Source organism: Cobetia sp. D5, from assembly GCF_035666195.1.
Taxonomy (GTDB): Bacteria; Pseudomonadota; Gammaproteobacteria; order Pseudomonadales; family Halomonadaceae; genus Cobetia; species Cobetia amphilecti.
On the sequence record NZ_CP142020.1, the window covers coordinates 490,121 to 510,867 of the forward strand.

General features: G+C 63.8%; 15 protein-coding genes. 12 read left to right on the forward strand and 3 right to left on the reverse strand.

From position 1 onward, the window contains the following. Nucleotides 1–3: 3 nt before the first annotated feature. Genes cyoB through cyoE form a run of 4 tightly spaced genes read left to right on the forward strand, consistent with a single transcriptional unit; the run spans nucleotide 4 to nucleotide 3,836 of the window. Nucleotides 4–2,013, forward strand: coding sequence for a cytochrome o ubiquinol oxidase subunit I (gene cyoB / locus U0O11_RS02170; RefSeq protein WP_248379986.1), 2,010 nt, complete (start codon nucleotides 4–6; stop codon nucleotides 2,011–2,013). A 17-nt stretch (nucleotides 2,014–2,030) separates the two neighbouring features. Further along, nucleotides 2,031–2,642 carry a cytochrome o ubiquinol oxidase subunit III gene (gene cyoC, locus U0O11_RS02175; protein WP_389382371.1) on the forward strand — a complete coding sequence of 204 codons (612 nt, stop codon included), beginning with the start codon at nucleotides 2,031–2,033 and terminating at the stop codon, nucleotides 2,640–2,642. Continuing rightward, nucleotides 2,639–2,968 (forward strand): cytochrome o ubiquinol oxidase subunit IV, encoded by a 330-nt coding sequence (gene cyoD / locus U0O11_RS02180; protein WP_054555337.1) that lies wholly within the window; start codon nucleotides 2,639–2,641, stop codon nucleotides 2,966–2,968. The genes cyoC and cyoD overlap by 4 nt, the downstream gene beginning before the upstream one ends. 13 nt (nucleotides 2,969–2,981) lie before the next feature. Further along, on the forward strand, nucleotides 2,982–3,836 hold the full coding sequence (cyoE, locus tag U0O11_RS02185; RefSeq protein WP_043333143.1) for a heme o synthase: 855 nt from the start codon (nucleotides 2,982–2,984) through the stop codon (nucleotides 3,834–3,836). A 147-nt stretch (nucleotides 3,837–3,983) separates the two neighbouring features. On the opposite strand, the gene U0O11_RS02190 is transcribed toward cyoE, so the two are convergent. Then, entirely contained in the window at nucleotides 3,984–5,267 is a 1,284-nt protein-coding gene (locus tag U0O11_RS02190) for an aromatic ring-hydroxylating oxygenase subunit alpha (protein ID WP_192838586.1), read from the reverse strand. Nucleotides 5,268–5,886: 619 nt separating this feature from the next. On the opposite strand from U0O11_RS02190, the gene U0O11_RS02195 reads away from it, so the two are divergent. After that, on the forward strand, nucleotides 5,887–6,996 hold the full coding sequence (locus U0O11_RS02195; RefSeq protein WP_213113475.1) for a hybrid-cluster NAD(P)-dependent oxidoreductase: 1,110 nt from the start codon (nucleotides 5,887–5,889) through the stop codon (nucleotides 6,994–6,996). Nucleotides 6,997–7,211: 215 nt separating this feature from the next. Further along, nucleotides 7,212–8,744 (forward strand): Na+/H+ antiporter NhaC, encoded by a 1,533-nt coding sequence (gene nhaC / locus U0O11_RS02200; RefSeq protein WP_324691447.1) that lies wholly within the window; start codon nucleotides 7,212–7,214, stop codon nucleotides 8,742–8,744. Nucleotides 8,745–9,303: 559 nt separating this feature from the next. Here the strand turns inward: nhaC and U0O11_RS02205 are convergent. Continuing rightward, entirely contained in the window at nucleotides 9,304–10,194 is an 891-nt protein-coding gene (locus U0O11_RS02205) for an AEC family transporter (RefSeq protein ID WP_324691449.1), read from the reverse strand. Nucleotides 10,195–10,566: 372 nt separating this feature from the next. On the opposite strand from U0O11_RS02205, the gene glyA reads away from it, so the two are divergent. The 6 genes from glyA to purU all read left to right on the forward strand — a co-directional run bounded on the left by glyA (nucleotide 10,567) and on the right by purU (nucleotide 18,512). Further along, the gene (gene glyA / locus U0O11_RS02210; RefSeq protein ID WP_324691451.1) at nucleotides 10,567–11,877 is read left to right on the forward strand and encodes a serine hydroxymethyltransferase; all 1,311 of its coding nucleotides are present in this window, start codon (nucleotides 10,567–10,569) and stop codon (nucleotides 11,875–11,877) included. Between the two features lie 141 nt (nucleotides 11,878–12,018). Beyond that, a complete protein-coding gene (locus tag U0O11_RS02215; protein ID WP_043333139.1) occupies nucleotides 12,019–13,269 on the forward strand; it encodes a sarcosine oxidase subunit beta family protein in 1,251 nt (416 codons plus the stop codon). 25 nt (nucleotides 13,270–13,294) lie between these two features. Next, entirely contained in the window at nucleotides 13,295–13,621 is a 327-nt protein-coding gene (locus tag U0O11_RS02220) for a sarcosine oxidase subunit delta (RefSeq protein WP_043333138.1), read from the forward strand. Continuing rightward, nucleotides 13,618–16,725, forward strand: coding sequence for a sarcosine oxidase subunit alpha family protein (locus U0O11_RS02225; protein ID WP_324691455.1), 3,108 nt, complete (start codon nucleotides 13,618–13,620; stop codon nucleotides 16,723–16,725). The genes U0O11_RS02220 and U0O11_RS02225 overlap by 4 nt, the downstream gene beginning before the upstream one ends. Further along, nucleotides 16,718–17,419: a sarcosine oxidase subunit gamma gene (locus tag U0O11_RS02230; protein ID WP_324691457.1), complete on the forward strand. Its 702-nt coding sequence runs from the start codon at nucleotides 16,718–16,720 to the stop codon at nucleotides 17,417–17,419. Before U0O11_RS02225 ends, U0O11_RS02230 begins: the two co-directional genes overlap by 8 nt. Before the next feature lie 217 nt (nucleotides 17,420–17,636). Beyond that, entirely contained in the window at nucleotides 17,637–18,512 is an 876-nt protein-coding gene (purU, locus tag U0O11_RS02235) for a formyltetrahydrofolate deformylase (RefSeq protein WP_054555342.1), read from the forward strand. A gap of 133 nt (nucleotides 18,513–18,645) precedes the next feature. Here the strand turns inward: purU and fhuB are convergent, their stop codons facing one another. Continuing rightward, the gene (gene fhuB / locus U0O11_RS02240; protein WP_324691460.1) at nucleotides 18,646–20,745 is read right to left on the reverse strand and encodes a Fe(3+)-hydroxamate ABC transporter permease FhuB; all 2,100 of its coding nucleotides are present in this window, start codon (nucleotides 20,743–20,745) and stop codon (nucleotides 18,646–18,648) included. Between the last annotated feature and the right edge of the window lie 2 nt (nucleotides 20,746–20,747).

The window sequence follows — 20,747 nt, forward strand, 5'->3', positions numbered from 1 at the left end:
GCAATGCTTGGAAAACTCACATTAGAGGCGATTCCGTATCACGACCCGATCATTGTGATCGTGCTCGCGGCGGTAATCCTCGGTGGTGCAGCCCTGTTCGGCTTCATCACGGTAAAGAAAAAGTGGGCCTACCTGTGGAATGAGTGGTTCACCTCTGTCGATCACAAGAAGATCGGCATGATGTACATCATCGTCGCGTTGGTGATGCTGATCCGTGGTTTCTCCGATGCGATCATGATGCGTTCCCAGCAGATGCTGGCCTCCTCCGGCGGGCACGGCTATCTGCCCCCGGATCACTACGACCAGATCTTCACTGCCCACGGCGTGATCATGATCTTCTTCGTGGCGATGCCGCTGGTCATCGGTCTGATCAACGTTGTCGTGCCGCTGCAGATCGGCGCACGTGACGTGGCCTTCCCGTTCCTGAACTCGCTCAGCTTCTGGCTGTTCGTGGTCGGCGCGCTGCTGGTCAACATCTCTCTGGGTCTGGGTGAGTTCGCCAAGACTGGCTGGCTGGCCTATCCGCCGTTGTCGGGGGCCAATTACAGTCCCGGAGTCGGGGTGGATTACTGGATCTGGTCATTGCAGATCTCCGGTGTCGGTACCCTGCTGACAGGTGTCAACTTCATCGCCACCATCCTCAAGATGCGTGCGCCGGGCATGTCCCTGATGAAAATGCCGGTCTTCACCTGGACCGCACTGTGTGCCAACGTCCTGATCGTCGCGGCCTTCCCTATTCTGACCGCTACCATCGCGATGCTGACGCTCGATCGCTACCTCGACTTCCACTTCTTCACCAATGACCTTGGTGGAAACATGATGATGTACGTCAACCTCATCTGGGCCTGGGGCCATCCTGAGGTGTACATCCTGGTGCTGCCGGTCTTCGGTGTGTTCTCCGAAGTCATCTCCACCTTCTCCAAGAAGAAGCTGTTCGGTTACACCTCGCTGGTGTGGGCGACTCTCGTCATCACCGTCCTGTCGTTCATCGTCTGGCTGCACCACTTCTTCACCATGGGTGCCGGCGCTGACGTGAACGCCTTCTTCGGTATCGCGACGATGATCATCTCGATCCCGACAGGTGTGAAGATCTTCAACTGGCTGTTCACCATGTACCGCGGTCGCGTCGAAATGACCTCTCCGGTGCTGTGGACCCTGGGCTTCATCGTCACCTTCACCATCGGTGGCATGACCGGCGTTCTGCTGGCCGTTCCGGGCGCCAACTACGTACTGCACAACTCGCTGTTCCTGATCGCTCACTTCCACAACGTCATCATCGGCGGCGTGGTCTTCGGTGCGATGGCCGGTATCACCTACTGGTTCCCGAAAGCGACCGGCTTCATGCTGTGCGAGAAGTGGGGCAAGCGTTCCTTCTGGTTCTGGATCACTGGCTTCTACCTCGCCTTCATGCCGCTGTACATCCTCGGCTTCATGGGCATGACCCGTCGTCTGCAGCACGTCGACAACCCGCTGTGGGTACCGTACCTGGTCGTCGCCTTCATCGGTGCTGTCCTGATCCTTATCGGTATCGCCTGCACCGTGATCCAGATCGCGGTCAGCATCAAGAACCGCAAGCAGCTGCAGGACACCACCGGCGATATCTGGGGCGGTCGTACCCTGGAGTGGAGCACCACTTCACCGGCACCGTTCTACAACTTCGCTCACGAGCCGCAGGTTTCCGAGCTCGACGAGTTCTGGGAAATGAAGGAACGTGGCATCGAGCAGGAGGCCAAGAAGCCTTATGCGCCGATCCACATGCCGCGCAACGCCGCTGCTGGCGTCATCATCTCCGCCTTCAGTCTGGTGTTCGGTTTCGCACTGATCTGGCACATCTGGTGGATGGCCGTGGTCGGGCTGGTCGGCATGATCGCCACCTTCATCGTGCGCTCCTTCAACTACGACATCGACTACTACGTGTCCGTCGAGGAAGTGGAGCGTGTCGAGCGTGAGGGTCGCGAGCGTCGCGCCCTGCCCAGCGCCCGCACACCTAACGACACAGTGGTTCAGGGGTAATCATGGCGAATAATGCAATGACATCTCACGATGGGGCGCATGACGCCCATGACGATCACGAGCATCACGATACCAACGGCCTGAAGGTCTTCGGTTTCTGGCTCTATCTGCTGAGCGACTGCATCCTGTTCGCGATGCTGTTCGCGGGCTACGTGGTACTGAGCCAGGCCTATGCCGGTGGCCCGACGGGTGCCGAGATCTTCGAGCTGGACTTCGTGCTGGTCGAGACCGCGCTGCTGCTGGCCTCGAGCTTCACCTACGGCCTGGCGATGCTGGGCATGAACCGCGGAGACAGCTCCGCGGTGATCAAGTGGCTGATGATCACCTTCGCCTGTGGCGCAGGCTTCATCGCGATGGAAATCTATGAGTTCCACCACCTGATCGTGAACGGCCATGGCCCGGACAAGTCCGCGTTCCTGTCTGCCTTCTTCACCCTGGTCGGCACCCACGGTCTGCACGTGACCGTCGGTCTGATCTGGATGGCGCTGCTGATCTTCCAGGTCAAGCAGAAAGGCCTGACGGAAGTGCATCGCGGTCGTCTGATGATGCTCAGCCTGTTCTGGCACTTCCTGGACGTCATCTGGATCTGCGTCTTCACCGTCGTCTATCTCACAGGAGTGATGCTATGAGCCATTCCAACAACGACCACAACGACAATCACGGCAGCGTCAAGCAGTACGTGACCGGTCTGATTCTCTCCATCATCCTGACCATCATCCCGTTCGGGATGGTGATGATGATGGACGATCCGGGTGTCGGCGTGATCTGGGCCATCTACGGTTTCGCCATCGCTCAGGTCTTCGTGCAGCTGTACTTCTTCCTGCACCTGGACGGCTCCAAGGAGCAGAGCTGGAATGTCATGGCCATGCTGTTCACCCTGGTGATCGTGGCAATCGTCGTTGGTGGTTCCATGTGGATCATGATCGAGCTGAATCAGAACATGATGCCCATCTGATAGCGTGAGCCTGATGATCAAGGACTACCTGCGTACCACCAAGCCGGGCATTATCTTCGGCAACCTGATCACCGTCAGCGGCGGCTTCTTTCTCGCTTCCGGTGGTGAGGTGGATTGGGCGCTGTTCATCGCCACCCTGGTCGGGGTGGCGTTGATCGTGGCCTCAGGCTGTGTGTTCAACAACTGCATCGATCGCGATATCGACCGCCACATGGCACGTACCCAGGGCCGTGCTCTGGTGCAGGGCGACATCTCGCTGAAGGGGGCCTTCGTCTTCGGCAGCGTGCTGGGCCTTGCAGGTTTCTGGCTTCTGGCCGCGATGACCAATCTCATGGCGATGATCGCCGTGGGGCTGGGCTTCGTGATCTACGTCGGGGCCTACAGCATGTGGCTCAAGCGTGGCTCGGTGTATGGCACCCTCATCGGCTCACTGTCCGGCGCTGCGCCGCCAGTGGTCGGCTACCTGGCCGTCACCGGTCAGGCGGACATGGGGGCGCTGCTGCTGTTGATCATCTTCAGCATGTGGCAGATGCCGCATTCCTATGCGATTGCCATGTTTCGTGTCGATGACTATCGGGCCGCCAATATTCCGGTACTCCCGGTAGCGCGAGGCATGGAGCATGCCAAGCGTGTAGTGACGGGGTACATTGCCGGCTTCATCCCGGTGTCGCTGTTGCTGACACTGTGGGGATATACCGGCATCTGGTATCTGGTAGTCGCGACCGTCACGGGTGGCTGGTGGCTGTATCTGGCCGCCTGGCGCCTCAAGGATCAGCCTGATGCCTCCTGGGCACGCAAGCTGTTCGGCTTCTCCATCATCATCGTCATGGCGCTCAGCCTGATGATGAGTCTGGACACGCAGCTGTAATCCAGCCGTAGTACCTCTCGGGTGACCCGCCTTCGGCGTGTTGCCCGGGTGAAAGCCAAAAAAACCCGCCACCGGCTTGCCGGTGGCGGGTTTTTTCTTGCCTGTCTTTCAGAGACTCAGGTTTCGTGGACTCAAGGACTAAAGTCCTCAGGCCAGCTGCAGATGCGGCTCCTGCTGTTCCTTGAGCGCTTCCTGCATGCGCTCGGCATACCAGTCGACGAAGTCGACGACACCGAACTCGAAGGTCGCCGAGTAGGGGCCGGGCTGATAGGCGCTGGAGTTGACGCCGCGCTGGTTCTCTTCCACCAGCTGACGGTCCTGATCATTGGTGGCGTCCCACACCTTGCGCAGTTTCGCCAGGTCGTAGTCGACACCTTCCACCGCGTCCTTGTGCACCAGCCATTTGGTGGTCACGCGGGTCTTGAGGGGGCCGATGGGGTCGACCTGGAAGACCACGGCGTGATCGCCCATGAAGTGGTTCCAGGAGTTGGGCAGGTTGAGGATGCGCAGCGAGCCCATGTCGGGGCTTTGCAGGCGACCCAACAGCTTCTTGCACGCCGGAGTGCCGTCCGTGGTCATCGAGACGGTGCCTTCCAGCAGCGGCGTGCGCGTCATGCGATTGCGGCGACCGAAGCGCACCAGCTGATAGGGCACCTTCTCGGCATCCCAGTCGGCCTGCTTCTTGGCGACCAGCGCCTTGTAGGCCTCGGTGGCACGCGGGTCATCGGTGTCATCGAATTCCTGCAGGGTGTTGAGCAGCTCCGGGTGGGAGCCATCGCAGTGATAGCACTCGCGATTGTTCTCGATCACCAGCTTCCAGTTGCCTTCCTCGATGATGGAGGAGCTGGCCGCGACCTTGACGTTCTCCATGTCGTAGGGCTTGAGGTAGAACTCCAGCGTCTTGAAGAACGGCTCGCAGTTCTCGGGCTGCTCGGCGAGGTTGATGAACAGCATGCCGCCGGCTGAGCGCACGTGGACGGGATGCAGGCCGTATTCACTGGTGTCGAAGGTGGTACCCATGTCGGAACCGGCGAACAGCAGGCGGCCATCCAGCTCATAGGTCCACTTGTGATAGCCGCACACCAGCTTGGCGACCTTGCCACGCTCGGTGCTGCACAGGCGGGACCCGCGATGGCGACAGACGTTATGGAAGGCATGGATGGCCCCGTTGTCACCGCGCACGATGATGATCGGACTGTTGCCTACATCCATGGTCATGAAGTTGCCCTTGAGCGGGATCTCGCTGCTGAGACCGGCAAACAGCCACTCGCGCTCGAAGATCTCCTTCATGTCGAGATCGAACAGGCGCTGATCATTGTAGAAGGGCTGGGGCAGGGTGTAGCCGGGACTGCGGGCCTCTAGAAGCCGCGCGGCGGCCTCGCGTACAGCCTGACGCTGCTGATCCTGAGCGTGTTCCAGTAAGTCGCTCATCGCGGTGTCCTCGCACGGTCGGTAGGCGCCGGGAGCAGGGTCGCCTTGGGTTGAGTGAGTGTGCTGATCATTGTTGTTGTGAAGCCGGGACAGAGGGAACGAGTGAACAGACCATTGCCGGGCAGCACCGCGGGGCGGCATCGGGGCCCCATGAGGGGTTGCCGATGCATCGCGCGGTGCGTCATCCCGTCCTGGTCGGTTCGGGTGTCGAGGGCGGCGCTGGCAGAGTGCCGCTCGCTCGACAGGATAGTCAGCGTGGAAGTTCAGGCAGCCCGCATGACGTCTGAGTGGCATTGCCACGCATGGAGCGCAGTGTGGCTGAGGTCAAGACGCGACTTATGTCTGATGGCGACGCTCAATGATGTATTTCCGACGCCGGTCGTCTGCGCAGGGGCTTTGAGGCACAGGCAGGCGTAGCGATGAGGCGGGGGCAGGGCGCTGCGGGGGCGGGATTGGAGTGATCGGGCATGTTTCTGTCGTGCACGGATAAATGCTTGCCGGGCGCTGACTCGACAATCCTGAGCATGTCCCACCGTTGGCCGCGCACGCAGCGCAGGGTGGCCTGACACTGTCTCTTCAAGAACATGTCTCCAAGAACAACATGCCCAGCGAGGCCTTCATGAGCACCACTCTCAGCAACTTCAATCCGGTTACGACACAGACCTGGACCAACGGTCGACATAGCGTGCGCTGCGTGAAGGTCATTCAGGAAACCTGGGACGTCCGCACCTTCTGTTTCATGGCCGAACAGCCGGTGATGTTCTTCTTCAAGCCGGGGCAGTTCGTGACCCTGGAGCTCGAGATCGATGCCCAGCAGATCATGCGCTCCTACACCATCTCCAGCTCACCGTCGGTGCCCTACAGCTTCTCGATCACCGTCAAGCGCGTGCCGGGCGGGCTGGTCTCCAACTGGCTGCACGACAACCTCAATGAAGGCGATGTGCTGGCGGTGCACGGCCCGGTCGGCAACTTCAACTGCATCGACTACCCGGCGGAGCGCATTCTGATGCTGTCCGGTGGCGTGGGCATCACGCCCTTGATGTCGATGGCGCGCTGGTACTTCGATACCAATGCCAATGTGGACATCTCCTTCGTGCACAGTGCGCGCAGCCCACGCGATATCATCTTCTGGCGTCAGCTCGAGTTCATGGATTCCCGCGTGCCGGAGTTCAACATGCACGTCATCTGCGAGCGCTTCGAGACCGGCCAGACCTGGTCCGGCTATCGCGGCTATCTCACCGACGCGATGCTCGAGATGATCGCGCCGGACTTCATGGAGCGCGAGATCTTCTGCTGTGGCCCCACGCCCTACATGAATGCGGTCAAGCATCTGCTGCGCAGCCACGGCTTCGACATGAGCCGCTATCACGAGGAATCCTTCGGTGCCACGCCGGTCGATGTCGAGGAAGAGGCCATCGAGCAGGCCGAACAGGCCGAGGTGCTGGCCGATGAGCTGGACCGCTCCGATCTCACGCGGGTCGAGTTCTCCACCACCGGCAAGTCGGTGCAGATCGCCCCGGGCGAGACCGTCCACGCCGCCGCCGCCAAGCTCGGCCTGCATATTCCCAAGGCCTGCGGCATGGGCATCTGCGGCACCTGCCGGGTGCAGAAGGTCTCGGGCGAGGTCGAGATGGAACACAACGGCGGCATCACCGATGAAGACGTCGCCGAAGGCTTCATCCTGTCCTGCTGCAGTGTGCCCAATGGCGATGTGGTGATCGATTACTGAGGTTCTGAGGTTCTGGTGGAGAGCGTCTTTTCACCACAAGATGAAGTTGGTGACAGTCCCCGGCGAGGTGAATGAATCTCGCGCAAGTGATAGGCGGAAAGTCGTAGACGATGTCGCATACAGGGAGGCCGGTGACGCTGTCAGTCATCTGTCGGGACATGGGTCGGTTAGCGTGGGGGTACAACAAGTACAACTGGCTAATGGAGCAATGTCTCATGACTCGTGATGTCGATGCACCGCAACGCCCCTCCCTGCCCATGGCCAGCTTGCCTATCCTGGCAACGCTGGCCGTGTTGGCCCTGCAACTGTTTGTCTTCGGTGAATTCACTCCGCACGTACCGCTGATCTGTGGCGTCGCGATGACGGCGCTGGTCGGCTGGAAGCTGGGTTACGGCTGGTCGGCGATGGAAGAGGGCATGATGCGCATCGTGCGTGTCGGCCTGCCTTCCATCGCGATCCTGATTCTGGTCGGCATGACGGTCGGGGTGTGGATCGCCTCCGGCAGCGTGCCGATGATCATCTACTACGGGCTCAAGCTGGTCTCGCCGGAATACTTCCTGGCGGCGGCCATGCTGCTGTGCGCGGTGGTCTCGGTCACGCTGGGTACCAGCTGGGGCACCGTGGGTACGGTAGGGCTTGCGCTGATGGGCATCGGGGCCGGCTTCGACATTCCGCCGTGGTGGACCGCCGGTGCGGTGGTGTCCGGCGCCTTCTTCGGTGACAAGGTCTCGCCGCTGTCGGATACCACCAACCTTGCGCCTGCCGTCACCGGCGTGAGTCTGTTTGCGCACATCCGCAACATGATGCCGACCACCATTCCCTCCATGCTGATCGCGCTGGTGATCTACCTGATCGCCGGCAACCTGCTCGCCGCTGGCCAGTCGCTGGATCTCGAGCGCATCACCGCCATCACTGCTGGGCTGTCAGGTGCCTTCGAATTCAATCTCTGGGTGCTGGTGCCGCCGCTGCTGGTCATGGCGCTGGCGATCGCGCGCATGCCGGCACTCCCGGCGCTGTTCGTCGGGGTGCTGGCGGGCGCCGTGGTGGCCTATGGTGTCCAGGGCGAGGCCATCAAGGCACTGTTCGGTTATATGCAGAGTGGTTACACCCTGAACACCGGGGTGAGCGAGATCGACAGCCTGCTCAATCGCGGTGGCCTGATGTCGATGGCCTGGGTCATCCTGCTGGTGATGATCGCGCTGGCCTTCGGGGGGATGCTGGAGGTGATCGGTTGTCTGGAGGTGCTGTGCGCCGCAGTGCTGGTCAAGGTGCGCGGTATCTTCGGGCTGCAGGTCGCGGCCAGTTCCACGGCGGCGCTGACCAATGTCATCGCGGGCGACCCCTACCTCTCAATCGCTCTGCCGGGGCGCATGTACGCGCCGGTATTCCGCGGAGAAGGCTACTCGACGCTCAATCTGTCACGCTCACTGGAAGAGGGCGGCACGCTGATCTCGCCGCTGGTGCCCTGGAATGCCAGTGGTGCGGTGGTGATCAGTTCACTGGGGCTGATGGCCGGTGGCGCGGGCATGGAGGGGCTGCTCTACATTCCGCTGGCATTCGCCTGCTGGCTGTCACCGTTGCTGGGGCTGCTCTACACCCTGCTTGGACGCTTCATCATCCGGGCCGATGATGCCGAGCGCGCCGAATGGCAAGCCAGGGGACATGCCGTGACAACGCTGGCCCAGCTGCGTCAGCAGCAGGCCGAAGGCCTGGCGGGAGTGCCAGCCGCCGCGCCCGAGGTGCGCTGACAGTCTGCTCGGCATGAGTGCTCTAAGACTTCATGCTCAGGTTCATGAGCAAGTCGACTCGCGCAGGAAGACGGCACAAACCATCTGGAGGTGCAGACGACTTCGGGGCTACCCTTCAGATGTTGCCACGTGAATGAGCGCATGCAGTGCAGGGGGCTCTGCGGGAAGTCCCGCCAGGCCACGCTAGGGTTCGCCCTGGTGCCATAAGCACAAGGCCCCGTTGGGCTGCATGCCACCTTCAGCTGCGGGTCGAGAGCGGAGAGCGTTCACGTCAGGTCCACGACTGCCACTCCAGTCACGGGTTTGGTCAAAAGGGCAATGATGACACAGGGGAACAGTGCGCCACCTCCAGGCCGGGAGCGGGTGCCAGCAGGACTACAAGGCTGATCGTCGCAACAGGAAGCGCCGTGCTGCTCAATATCGGGATGGTGCAATACCGTCTTCTTCACGGCACGGCAGTTTTCGCAGGAAGGTGTCACACGACCACGCAAGCTCAGGCTCGCGTGGTTTTTTTGTGCCTGTCATTCACTGCGGGAAGGCTCGGGCGACCTCCGTCGGATCAGCCCAGTGTCGCCCCCATCGCCGCCAGCAGCATGGGCAGATAGAGGAAGGCGGCGAGCGTCGAGCAGAACACCAGCGTGGCCACGTACTCCGGCTCACGCCCGGCCTTCTGGGCGAACATGTAGTTGTAGACCGCCACCGGCATGGCCATCTGCATGGTCAACACATGCAGTGCCAGCGTGGGCAGGTCCAGCAGGGTGCCGATCCCCCAGGCACACAGGGCGGCAAAGGGAATGCGCAGGACACTGAAGCCCACGCCCGCCGCCAGATTCCTGACGCGAATGCTGGCCAGCGACACGCCCAGGGTGATCAGCATCAGCGGCACGGTGAAGCCGGAGATCAGCTCCAGGCTGTTGGCGACGAAGCGCGGCATGTGCACATCGCAGAGCAGCATGAGGGTGGCGACGATGCTGGCCCAGATGGTCGGCGAGCGCACCACGCTGCGCAGCGGGTTGCCGCTGGTGCTGGCAAGCCAGGCGCCGAGGGTGAACTGCAGCAGCGACATGGTGACCATGATGGTGATGGCGTAGGCGAAGCCGGCCTGCCCGAAGGCGTAGAGCGAGACGGGCAGGCCCATGTTGCCGACGTTGGAGAACAGCAGCGGCGCCACCGCGACCTTCCAGGGCTTGCCGATCAGGCGCGCGAAGGGCCAGCTCAGCGCCAGCAGCAGGGCCATCACGGACAGCGTCGCCAGGCCCGTGCGCAAAAAGCTCGAGTTGTCGATCTCGGCGCTGCCCAGCGCATTGAGGATCAGCGCCGGCGTGCCGATGTAGAGCACCAGCCGGGTGACGAAGGCCATCGGGTAGTCGTTGCCCAGCCTGACCCAGAAGAAGCCGATGGCGGCGCCACATAGTACCGGTGCCATCACCGCCAGCAATTCCATCAGCATATTCTCAACTCCCTTCCTCAGGCGCGCGCTTGCATGGATCAGTCGTCATCCGGCGCCTGATCGCACGATATCGGTGTCTAGCATACCTGCCCGCAGGGGCTTCGGTGTAGCGCCAGTGGCGGGCAGCCACTATTCGCAGCAGCTCTGTGCGGGCCGTCGAGATGTCGCTTTTGCCTGCCGATGTCGCATTCGCGCTGCGGGGTGACGCTGACAAGCAGTTTGCCGCAGGGGGGCAGGGCTAGTATCGGGTCAAGACAGCCACTCAAGGCCTTGGCGCCGGCTGACTCGACAGGATTTGAGCGAACAGACGATCACTGATCACCCTTCATCGAACCACTCCAACAACAACGATCCGCTTACCGGAGGCGCGCAATGTCTCAGCAACATGGCTACACCCGTGATGACCGACTGGCCAGACTCGACCCTGCACTGGCCGAGGCCATTCTCGAAGAGACAGCGCGTCAGGAAGCGCATATCGAGCTGATCGCCTCCGAGAACTATGCAAGCCCGCTGGTGATGGAGGCTCAGGGCAGCCAGCTGACCAACAAGTACGCCGAAGGCTATCCGGGCAAGCGCTACTACGGCGGCTGCGAATTCGTCGACAAGGTCGAGACGCTGGCCATCGAGCGCGCCTGTGCGCTGTTCGGCTGTGACTTCGCCAACGTGCAGCCGCACTCCGGCGCCCAGGCCAACGCGGCGGTGTTCATGGCACTCGTCTCGCCGGGTGACACCATCCTCGGCATGAGCCTGGCGCATGGCGGCCACCTGACCCACGGCGCGGCACCCAACTTCTCCGGCAAGCACTACAACGCCATCCAGTACGGCCTGACCGAAAGCGGCGAGCTGGACTACGAGGAGATGGAGCGTCTGGCGCGCGAGCACAAGCCGAAGATGATCATCGCCGGCTTCTCCGCCTACTCGCGCGTGGTCAACTGGCGTCGCTTCCGCGATATCGCCGACGAGATCGGCGCCTGGCTGATGGTCGACATGGCCCACGTGGCTGGTCTGGTCGCGGCGGGTCACTACCCGAGCCCGCTGCCCTACGCCCATGTCGTCACCACCACCACGCACAAGACGCTGCGCGGCCCGCGCGGTGGCCTGATTCTCTCCGCCACCGGCGATGAAGCGCTGCACAAGAAGCTCAATGGCGCCGTCTTCCCCGGCCAGCAGGGCGGCCCGCTGATGCACGTCATCGCCGCCAAGGCCGCGGCCTTCAAGGAAGCGATGAGCCAGGACTTCGTCAGCTATCAGGCCCGCGTGATCGCCAATGCCCGCGTGATGGCCGAGGTCTTCATGGCGCGCGGCTATGACGTGGTCTCCGGCGGCACCGATGACCACCTGTTCCTCGTCTCGCTGATCCGCCAAGGCGTGACCGGCAAGGACGCGGATGCCTCACTGGGCCGCGCCCACATCACCGTCAACAAGAACAGCGTGCCGAATGACCCGCAGAGCCCCTTCGTGACCTCCGGGCTGCGCATCGGCACCCCGGCTGCTACCACGCGCGGCTTCGGCGAGGCGGAATGCGAGGCACTGGCCGGCTGGATCTGTGATCTGATCGACGCGCTGTCCACCGGCGAGAGCGCCAAGGTGGAAGCCGAGGTGCGCGGCAAGGTCGAGGAAGTTTGTGCCCGCTTCCCAGTCTACGCATCGAACAGCGTGACCGACCCCGCCGCGCTTGCCTGAACAAGGCGCTGGCGAGAGACAACGATAACAACGACACATGCCGCAAGCGCAGAGACATCACTCGGGTGACAACAACAGACATCACTCGGGCGAGAGCACCGGACCGCGCTTGCGGTGGCAAAGATGTGAGGAGGGTGGCAAATGCAGCGTTACTCGGGATTCGGGCTGGTCAAGCATGCGCTCAGCCACCATGAGAACTGGCAGAAGGTCTGGCGTAGCCCAGAACCCAAGAAAGAATACGACGTCGTCATCGTCGGTGGCGGCGGGCATGGTCTGGCCACGGCCTACTATCTGGCCAAGGAGCACGGCATCACCAATGTCGCGGTGATCGAGAAGGGCTGGTTGGGCGGCGGCAACACCGCGCGCAACACCACCCTGGTGCGCTCCAACTATCTGTGGGATGAGGCGGCGGCGCTCTACGAGCATTCCATGAAGCTGTGGGAAGGCCTGTCCCAGGATTTGAACTACAACGTGATGTTCTCCCAGCGTGGCGTGCTCAACCTGGGTCACACCCTGCAGGACATGCGTGACATCCAGCGCCGCGTGAATGCCAACCGTCTGCAGGGCATCGACGGCGAGGTGCTGGACGCCCAGCAGGTGCAGGAACTGGTGCCGGCGATGGACTGCTCGAGCCGCGCACGCTACCCGATTCTCGGCGCCTCCTGGCAGCCGCGCGGTGGCGTGGCGCGTCACGACGCCGTGGCCTGGGGCTTCGCACGCGGTGCCGACAGCCTCGGCGTCGACCTGATCCAGCAGACCGAGGTCACCGGCTTCCGCAAGCAGGATGGCGCCATCGTCGGGGTGGAAACCTCGCGCGGCTTCATCGGTGCCAAGCGTGTCGGCGTGGTCACCGCCGGCAACTCCGGCGTGATGGCCGAGAAGGCCGGCTTCCGCCTGCCGCTGGAATCCCACCCGCTGCAGGCGCTGGTCTCCGAGCCGCTCAAGCCGATTCTCGACACCGTGGTGATGTCCAACCACGTCCACGGCTATGTCAGCCAGTCGGACAAGGGCGACCTGGTCATCGGTGCCGGCATCGACGGCTACGTGGGCTACGGCCAGCGTGGCAGCTATCCGACCATCGAGCACACCCTGCAGGCCATCGTCGAGATGTTCCCGATCTTCTCGCGGGTACGCATGAACCGTCAGTGGGGCGGCATCGTCGACACCTGCCCGGACGCCTGCCCGATCATTTCCAAGACGCCCGTGAAGGGGCTCTATTTCAACTGCGGTTGGGGGACCGGTGGCTTCAAGGCCACGCCGGGTTCCGGCAACGTCTTTGCCTGGACACTGGCCAAGGGGCGCACCCATCCGCTGGCAGAACCCTTCTCCTATGACCGTTTCAACACGGGCAAGCTGATCGACGAACACGGCGCCGCTGGCGTCGCGCACTGAACCTGCCGTCAGGAGACGACCGACCATGATGCATATCTTCTGTCCCTACTGCGGCGAGCTGCGCGAGGAAGAGGAATTCCACGTCAAGGGCCAGGCGCATATCGAGCGCCCGAAGGACCCCGAAGCCTGCTCCGATGCCGAGTGGGGGGATTATCTGTTCTTCCGTAACAACCCGCGTGGCGTCCACCACGAGCTGTGGATTCACGCCGTGGGCTGTCGCAAGTATTTCAACATCACCCGCCACACCGTGACCTACGAGATTCTCGAGACCTATCGCATGGGCGAGCAGCCCACCATCACCGGTGAGACGAAAGCCGATCCGACCACGCAAGCCAAGGGGGTGAGCGCATGAGCCAGCAAGACAACCAGACCGCCGCTGCCCCGCGCCGTCTCGCCTCGGGTGGACGCATCGACCGCGCCACGCCGCTGACCTTCACCTTCAATGGCAAGCGCTATCAGGGCCTGGCAGGCGATACCCTCGCCTCGGCACTGATGGCCAACGGCCTCGACGTGCTCAACGCCAGCTTCAAGTATGCGCGTCCGCGCGGCCTGGTCGCCGCCGGTGCCGAAGAGCCCAATGCCATCCTGCAGCTGGGCAGCACCGAAGCGGGTCAGGTGCCCAACGTGCGTGCTACCCAGCAGGCGCTCTACGACGGCCTGGAAGCCCACGCCGTCAGCGGCTGGGTCAAGGCCCAGAAGGACCTGATGAGCCGCTTCCTGCCGCAGGTCGGCAAGCTGGGCGGCAAGTTCATGCCGCCGGGCTTCTACTACAAGACCTTCATGGCGCCGGCCTCGCTGTGGATGACCTACGAGAAGTACATCCGCAAGGCCGCCGGTCTCGGGCGTTCTCCGCTCGAGGAGGACCCGGACATCTATGATCACCTGCATCAGCACACCGATGTGCTGGTGATCGGCTCCGGCCCGGCGGGCCTGATGGCAGCGCTGGTCGCGGCGCGCAGCGGCGCGCGCGTCATCCTGTGTGACGAGCAGGAAGAGCTGGGTGGCTCGCTGCTCTCCATGTCGGCGGACTGCCTCGATCAGACCCTGGACGGCAAGCCCGCCATCGAATGGCGTGACGCGGTGCTTGCGGAACTCGAAGCCTGTGAGGATGTGCAGCTGCTGCCGCGCACCACCGCCAATGGCTATCACGATCACAACTTCGTGACCCTGCACGAGCGCCGTACCGAGCATCAGGCCGATCTCGCGCCCTTGAATGCCCGCGGCGCCCAGCAGGCACGTTCACGTCTGCACCGCGTGCGTGCCCATCGCGTCATCATGGCCACCGGCGCCCATGAGCGGCCGCTGGTCTACAGCCACAACGATGTGCCGGGCAACCTGCTGGCCGGTGCTGTCACCACCTATCTGACCCGTTACGGCGTCGCCGCCGGTGACAAGCTGGTGCTGTCGGTCAACAACGACCACGCCTATCGCGCGGCACTTGCCTGGGTGGCGGCCGGTCGTGAAGTGGTCGCGATCGCCGATGCGCGTCCGGCGCCATCCGGCGTGATGGTCGAGGCGGCGCGTGCCGCGGGCATCCGCATCATCGCCGGCGCCGCCGTGATCGAGGCCAAGGGCGAGCGCCGCGTGACAGGCGCGCGCATCGCGGCCATCGATATCGATGCCTTCAGCGTGACGGGGGCGGTGGAAGAGCTCGCCTGCGACACCATCGCAAGCTCCGGCGGCTACAGCCCGGTGGTTCACCTGGCGGCGCACACCGGTGCGCGTCCGGTATGGAGCGACGAGATCCACGGCTTCCTGCCGGCGCTGGGCGCACCGATGCTCAAGGGCTTCGATGCCTGCGGTGCCGCCAATGGCAGCTTTGCGCTGGAAGATGTGCTGGTCGCGGCCTACGCCAGCGGTGTCGCCGCGGTAGAAGCCTGCGAGTTCGAGACCGCCCAGGCCGAAGTGCCTGCGGTCTCCGAGCTTGCAGAAACGCCGATGCTGCCGCTCTATCAGGTGCCGCATGACAAGCCCACCGCGCGCGCGCCCAAGCAGTTCGTCGATCTGCAGAACGACGTCACCGCCGCCGGTATCGAGCTCGCCACCCGCGAAGGATTCGAGTCCATCGAGCACGTCAAGCGCTACACCGCGATGGGCTTCGGCACTGACCAAGGCAAGCTGGGCAACATCAACGGCATGGCGGTCGCCGCGCGCTGTCTGGGGCAGACCATCCCCGACACCGGCACCACCGTGTTCCGTCCCAACTACACGCCGGTGACCTTCGGCGCCATCGTCGGCCGTCACTGCGGCGAGCTGTTCGACCCGATCCGCTACACCGCGATGCACGAATGGCACGTGGCGCAGGGCGCCAAGTTCGAGGATGTCGGCCAGTGGAAGCGCCCCTGGTACTACCCGCAGGGCAGTGAGGACATGCATGCCGCGGTCGAGCGTGAGTGTCTGGCGGTGCGCGAGAAGGTCGGCGTGCTGGATGCCTCGACCCTGGGCAAGATCGACATCACCGGTCGCGATGCGCGCGAATTCCTCAACCGCATCTACACCAACGCCTGGGCCAAGTTGGGCGTCGGCAAGGCGCGTTACGGCCTGATGTGTCACGACGACGGCATGGTGATGGACGACGGTGTCACCACCTGTCTGGCCGAAGACCACTTCCTGATGACCACCACCACCGGTGGCGCGGCCTCGATCCTGGAATGGCTGGAGCTGTGGCACCAGACCGAATGGCCGGAACTGGACGTGCAGATGACCAGCGTCACCGATCACTGGGCGACCCTGACCGTCACCGGCCCCGAGGCGCGTGCGCTGGTCGGCGAGCTGACCGACATCGACCTTGATCGCGACAGCTTCAAGTTCATGGAAGTGCGTGAAGGTCTGATCGCCGACATTCCAGGGCGCATCTTCCGCATCTCCTTCACCGGCGAGCTGTCCTACGAGCTCAACGTGCCGGCCAACTACGGGCTGCATGTCTGGAAGCGTTTGTTCGAGTGCGGCAAGAAGTACGGCCTCACGCCCTACGGCACCGAGACCATGCACGTGCTGCGCGCCGAGAAGGGCTTCATCATCGTCGGTCAGGACACCGATGGCTCGATCACCCCGGAAGATCTCGGCATGCAGTGGTGTGTCGGCTACAACAAGCCGTATTCCTGGATCGGCAAGCGTGCGCTGTCGCGTCCGGATACCCGCCGCGACGACCGCAAGCAGATGGTCGGCCTGATTCCGACGCGCAAGAAGGCCGGCGATGAGCGCATCGTGCTGCCGGAAGGCTCGCAGATCGTCTTCGACCCCGAGCACGCCATCCCGATGCCGATGGTCGGCCACGTGACCTCCAGCTACTACAGCCCGACGCTGGGACATGGCTTCGCGCTGGCGGTGGTCAAGGGCGGTGCCAAGCGCATCGGCGAGACGGTGTTCCTGCCGCAGGCCGATGGCACGACGCTGGAAGCCGAAATCACCTCACCGGTGTTCTACGACAAGAAAGGGGAGCGCCAGCATGTCTGATGCCACCACACTCGACCCGCAAGCGGGTGCCGCCGTCGATGCGCAGCCGCAGGACATGACAAGTTCTCAGACGTCGGTGATCGACCAGCGCCCGACGCCCGAGGTTCACGCCCAGAGCGCCCGTTCGCCGCTGGCGCATCTGTTCACGGCCCGCGATGACGGCGATGCCGGCATCGTGCTGCAGGAGAAGGCGTTTCTCGGTCACCTGACGCTGCGCGGTGACCCCGCGCAGCCGGGCTTCGCCAAGGGTGTCGAGGCGGCGCTGGGTCTGGCGCTGCCGTTGACGCCGGCGACCCTCCACCACAATGAGAGCGGTCGCTCGATCCAGTGGCTGTCACCGGATGAGTGGCTGATCCTGGTACCCGGCGAGGAAGCCTTCACTGTCGAGAAGGCGCTGCATGAGGCGTTGGCCGGCCGCTATCAGGTGGTCAACGTCAGCGGTGGCCAGACCGTCATCTCGCTGAGTGGCGACCAGGCGCGTCAGGTGCTGATGAAGTCGACGCCCACTGATGTGCACCCGCGTGCCTTCCCGGTCGGACGTGGCGTGCCGGCGGTGTTCGCCAAGGCGACACTGGTGCTGCGCCGCGTCAGCGAGAGCGAATTCGAGCTGGTGGTGCGCAGAAGCTTCGCCGATTACCTCGGCCGCTGGCTGCTGGATGCCAGCAAGGAATTCGGGGTCTGCATCAAGGCCTGATATCTGAGGCCTGAGGTCTGCGTCTGGAGAGAGGTCTGTCGCAGGCGCACGCAATGACCTGAATCGACTGCCAGGGGCCTTGCCCGGGCCAGGAGGCGGGCTTCAGAAATACTGAAGCCCGCCTCAATAATATTGGTTTGTCGCGCAGGGCCTCGGATGCAACCCTGACGTTGCTGCTTCCAACAATAGATAATCCTTACATGACAGGCACCTACGTATGCGTGATACCTGGATTCTGACCGCCCAATGTCCCAGCCGTATCGGCACGGTGGACGTCGTGACACGCTACCTGCGCGAGCAGGGCTGCTATATCACCGAGCTCAATTCCTTCGATGACCGCCTGTCGGGGCGCTTCTTCATCCGGGCCGAATTTCGTCCGCAGACCGAGGCCGGTGCCCTCGATGATGGCTTCGATGCCGCGAGTTTCGAGCAGGGCCTGGGCACGCGTGCCGCCGACTTCGAGATGGATGTCAGCCTGAGTGCGCCGGATGAGCGCATGAAGGTGGTCATCATGGTCTCGCGCTCGGACCACTGCCTGAACGACCTGCTCTATCGGCATCGCATCGGCCAGCTGCCGATGGACATCACCGCCGTCATCTCCAACCATCCGGACATGGCGCCGCTGGCCGAGTGGCATGGCCTGCCGTATCACCACCTGCCGATCACCGCCGAGACAAAGGCCGAGCAGGAAGCCCAGGTATGGCAGATCGTGCAGGACACCGGGGCTGAGCTGGTGATTCTGGCGCGCTACATGCAGGTGCTGTCGAGCGACATGTGCGAGAAGCTCTCGGGGCGGGCGATCAACATCCACCACTCGCTGCTGCCGGGCTTCAAGGGTGCGCGCCCCTATCACCAGGCCTACGAGAAGGGCGTCAAGCTGGTCGGTGCCACCGCGCACTACATCAATGATGATCTCGATGAAGGGCCGATCATCACCCAGGGCGTCGAGACGGTGGATCACGCCCACTATCCCGAAGACCTGATCGCCAAGGGCCGTGATATCGAGTGCCTGACCCTGTCGCGTGGTGTGCGTTATCACCTCGAGCGTCGTGTCTTCCTGCATGACAAGCGCACGGTGGTGTTCGGAAACTGAGCCCGAGCTGCGTCCGTCAGTTCACCCAGTTCACTCAGTTCATGCAGTTCACGAGCTCCAAAACGTCCACCAACGACGAAGCCCGCGACCTTTCGGTGGCGGGCTTCGTCGTTCATGCGTGTGCGTATGCGCGTCAGCTTCTGCGCAGGCTCCACAGGAAGTAGCTGCCGCCGATCAGCGAGGCCATCAGGCCGGCGGGGATCTCGTAGGGCGAGAGTAGCTGGCGGCCTAGCCAGTCGGCCAGCACCATCAACAGCGCGCCGCACAGCACCGCGCCGAGCATGTGCTCGCGGGCGCGGCTCAGGCCCAGCAGGCGCGCCAGATGCGGGGCCAGCAGGCCGACGAAGGACAGCGGGCCGACGATCAGGGTCGCCAGCGCGGTCAGCACCGCCACCGCGCCCAGCAGCACCAGGCGGGCGCGGGTCACGCCGATGCCCAGCGCACTGGCGCTCGCCATGCCCAGCGGCAGGATATCCAGCCAGCGCGCCAGCGGGCGCACCAGCAGGACCGCGATGATCGCCAGCGCGAGCACGCCGACCGCCGCGGAGAGACCCACGTAATAGGTGGAGCCGGACAGCCAGGCCAGGATCTGCTGACCGCGCGGGTCACCATCGGCGAGGATGATGCCGCGCACCGCATCGTAGAGCGCCGTGATCGCCACCCCGCACAGCAGCACGCGTTCGGGAATGAAGCCACTGCGATGATTGAGCACCACCAGTAGCGCCAGACAGGCCAGCGCCCCGCAGATGCCTGCGCCCAGCAGGGTCAGTTGCCCCGGCGACGGGACCAGCAGCAGCGTCAGCATCAGGGCGATGGCGGTGCCGCCGCTGATGCCGAGAATCTCGGGGCTGGCCATCGGGTTGCTGGTGAGGCGCTGCAACAGGGTGCCGGCCAGGGCCAGCAGTACGCCGGCGCCTGCCGCCGCCAGTACCCGTGGCAGGCGGAAGTCCAGCACGCTGGTCTGACCGGCCAGCAACTGTTGGAGCATGTCAGCGCCCAGGGTCCAGCCATCGGCGCCATTGCCGACCAGCAGGGCCAGCATCAGGGCCACGCAGACCCCGGCCAGCAGCCAGCCGAGCAGGCGGTCGGGGCGGGGATGACGATGCGTCAGTGACATGCCGTGATGACTGGCGGGGCCAGCCCCTTGCGCCATCTTGAGGCGCGGAATCAGCCACAGCAGCAGCGGCGCACCGAGGGCCGCCGTCATCGCGCCGGTCGGAATCAGGTTGGGCAGCAGGCCATCGAGACTGGCGACCACCTGGTCCGTCACCGCCAGCAGCAGCGCCCCGAACAATGGTGCCCACAGCAGGCGCTGGCCCAGGCGGCGCGCACCCATCAGGCGCACGCAGGCCGGCGCGGCCAGGCCGATGAAGCCGATGATGCCCAGCACGCTGACCACGCAGGCGCTGAGAAATACCGCCAGTCCCAGACTCATCAGGCGCAGCTTGCGCAGCGAGACGCCCAGGCTTCTGGCATTGGCCTCGTCGAGGTCTAGCACCGCCAGCGGACGCATCAGCACCAGTGCCAGCAACATGCCCGGCAGCAGACGGGTGAGCAGCGTGATCACCCCATCCCAGCTGTTCTGGGCCAGCGAACCTGCGCCCCATACCAGGGTGCCGTGCAGGGCCTCCTGATTGAACAGCAACAGCACCATGCCCAGTGCACCGATGTAGAGATTGACCACCAGCCCTGCCAGCACCACTACGGTCGGCGACATGCCTCGCGCCCAGGCCAGTGCGAACACCAGCCCCATGGCGGCCAGGCCACCGGCCAGCGCGACCCATTCACGGCCCAGCTGGAAGCCGTCTCCCCCAAGACCCGTGCCAGCCATCAGTGCCGGGGCGAACAGCGTCGCCAGCATCATCGCCAGACTCGCGCCACTGGCGACGCCGAGGGTGGTGGGCGCGGCCAGTGGATTGCGCAGCACCTGCTGCATCAGCACGCCGGCCATGCCCAGCGCGCCACCGGCCAGCAGCGCGCAGACCAGACGCGGCCACCAGCTGACATGCGCCACCAGCTGCGCGGAGAGCAGTGCGCTGTCTGCCTGGCCGAGACTGGCCGCAGCGCTGAAGTCGGGCGATGCCCACAGTGCGGTCAGACCCTGCATCAGGCTCAGGCCTTCACGGTTGAGCGCGAGGCTGCCCAGCACCACAAGGGCCAGGGCCAACAGGCTGCAGGCCCGGCCCGGCGTGAGGTGCAGCGGGCGACGGCCTGATGCGGGGCGGGTGCTCATGG

Excerpts from the sequence above, each read along its gene's own strand:
- cyoB (WP_248379986.1), top strand. The coding sequence starts at position 4 with ATGCTTGGAAAACTCACATTAGAGGCGATTCCGTATCACGACCCGATC.
- cyoC (WP_389382371.1), top strand. The coding sequence starts at position 2,031 with ATGACATCTCACGATGGGGCGCATGACGCCCATGACGATCACGAGCAT.
- cyoD (WP_054555337.1), top strand. The coding sequence starts at position 2,639 with ATGAGCCATTCCAACAACGACCACAACGACAATCACGGCAGCGTCAAG.
- cyoE (WP_043333143.1), top strand. The coding sequence starts at position 2,982 with ATGATCAAGGACTACCTGCGTACCACCAAGCCGGGCATTATCTTCGGC.
- U0O11_RS02190 (WP_192838586.1), bottom strand. The coding sequence starts at position 5,267 with ATGAGCGACTTACTGGAACACGCTCAGGATCAGCAGCGTCAGGCTGTA.
- U0O11_RS02195 (WP_213113475.1), top strand. The coding sequence starts at position 5,887 with ATGAGCACCACTCTCAGCAACTTCAATCCGGTTACGACACAGACCTGG.
- nhaC (WP_324691447.1), top strand. The coding sequence starts at position 7,212 with ATGACTCGTGATGTCGATGCACCGCAACGCCCCTCCCTGCCCATGGCC.
- U0O11_RS02205 (WP_324691449.1), bottom strand. The coding sequence starts at position 10,194 with ATGCTGATGGAATTGCTGGCGGTGATGGCACCGGTACTATGTGGCGCC.
- glyA (WP_324691451.1), top strand. The coding sequence starts at position 10,567 with ATGTCTCAGCAACATGGCTACACCCGTGATGACCGACTGGCCAGACTC.
- U0O11_RS02215 (WP_043333139.1), top strand. The coding sequence starts at position 12,019 with ATGCAGCGTTACTCGGGATTCGGGCTGGTCAAGCATGCGCTCAGCCAC.
- U0O11_RS02220 (WP_043333138.1), top strand. The coding sequence starts at position 13,295 with ATGATGCATATCTTCTGTCCCTACTGCGGCGAGCTGCGCGAGGAAGAG.
- U0O11_RS02225 (WP_324691455.1), top strand. The coding sequence starts at position 13,618 with ATGAGCCAGCAAGACAACCAGACCGCCGCTGCCCCGCGCCGTCTCGCC.
- U0O11_RS02230 (WP_324691457.1), top strand. The coding sequence starts at position 16,718 with ATGTCTGATGCCACCACACTCGACCCGCAAGCGGGTGCCGCCGTCGAT.
- purU (WP_054555342.1), top strand. The coding sequence starts at position 17,637 with ATGCGTGATACCTGGATTCTGACCGCCCAATGTCCCAGCCGTATCGGC.
- fhuB (WP_324691460.1), bottom strand. The coding sequence starts at position 20,745 with ATGAGCACCCGCCCCGCATCAGGCCGTCGCCCGCTGCACCTCACGCCG.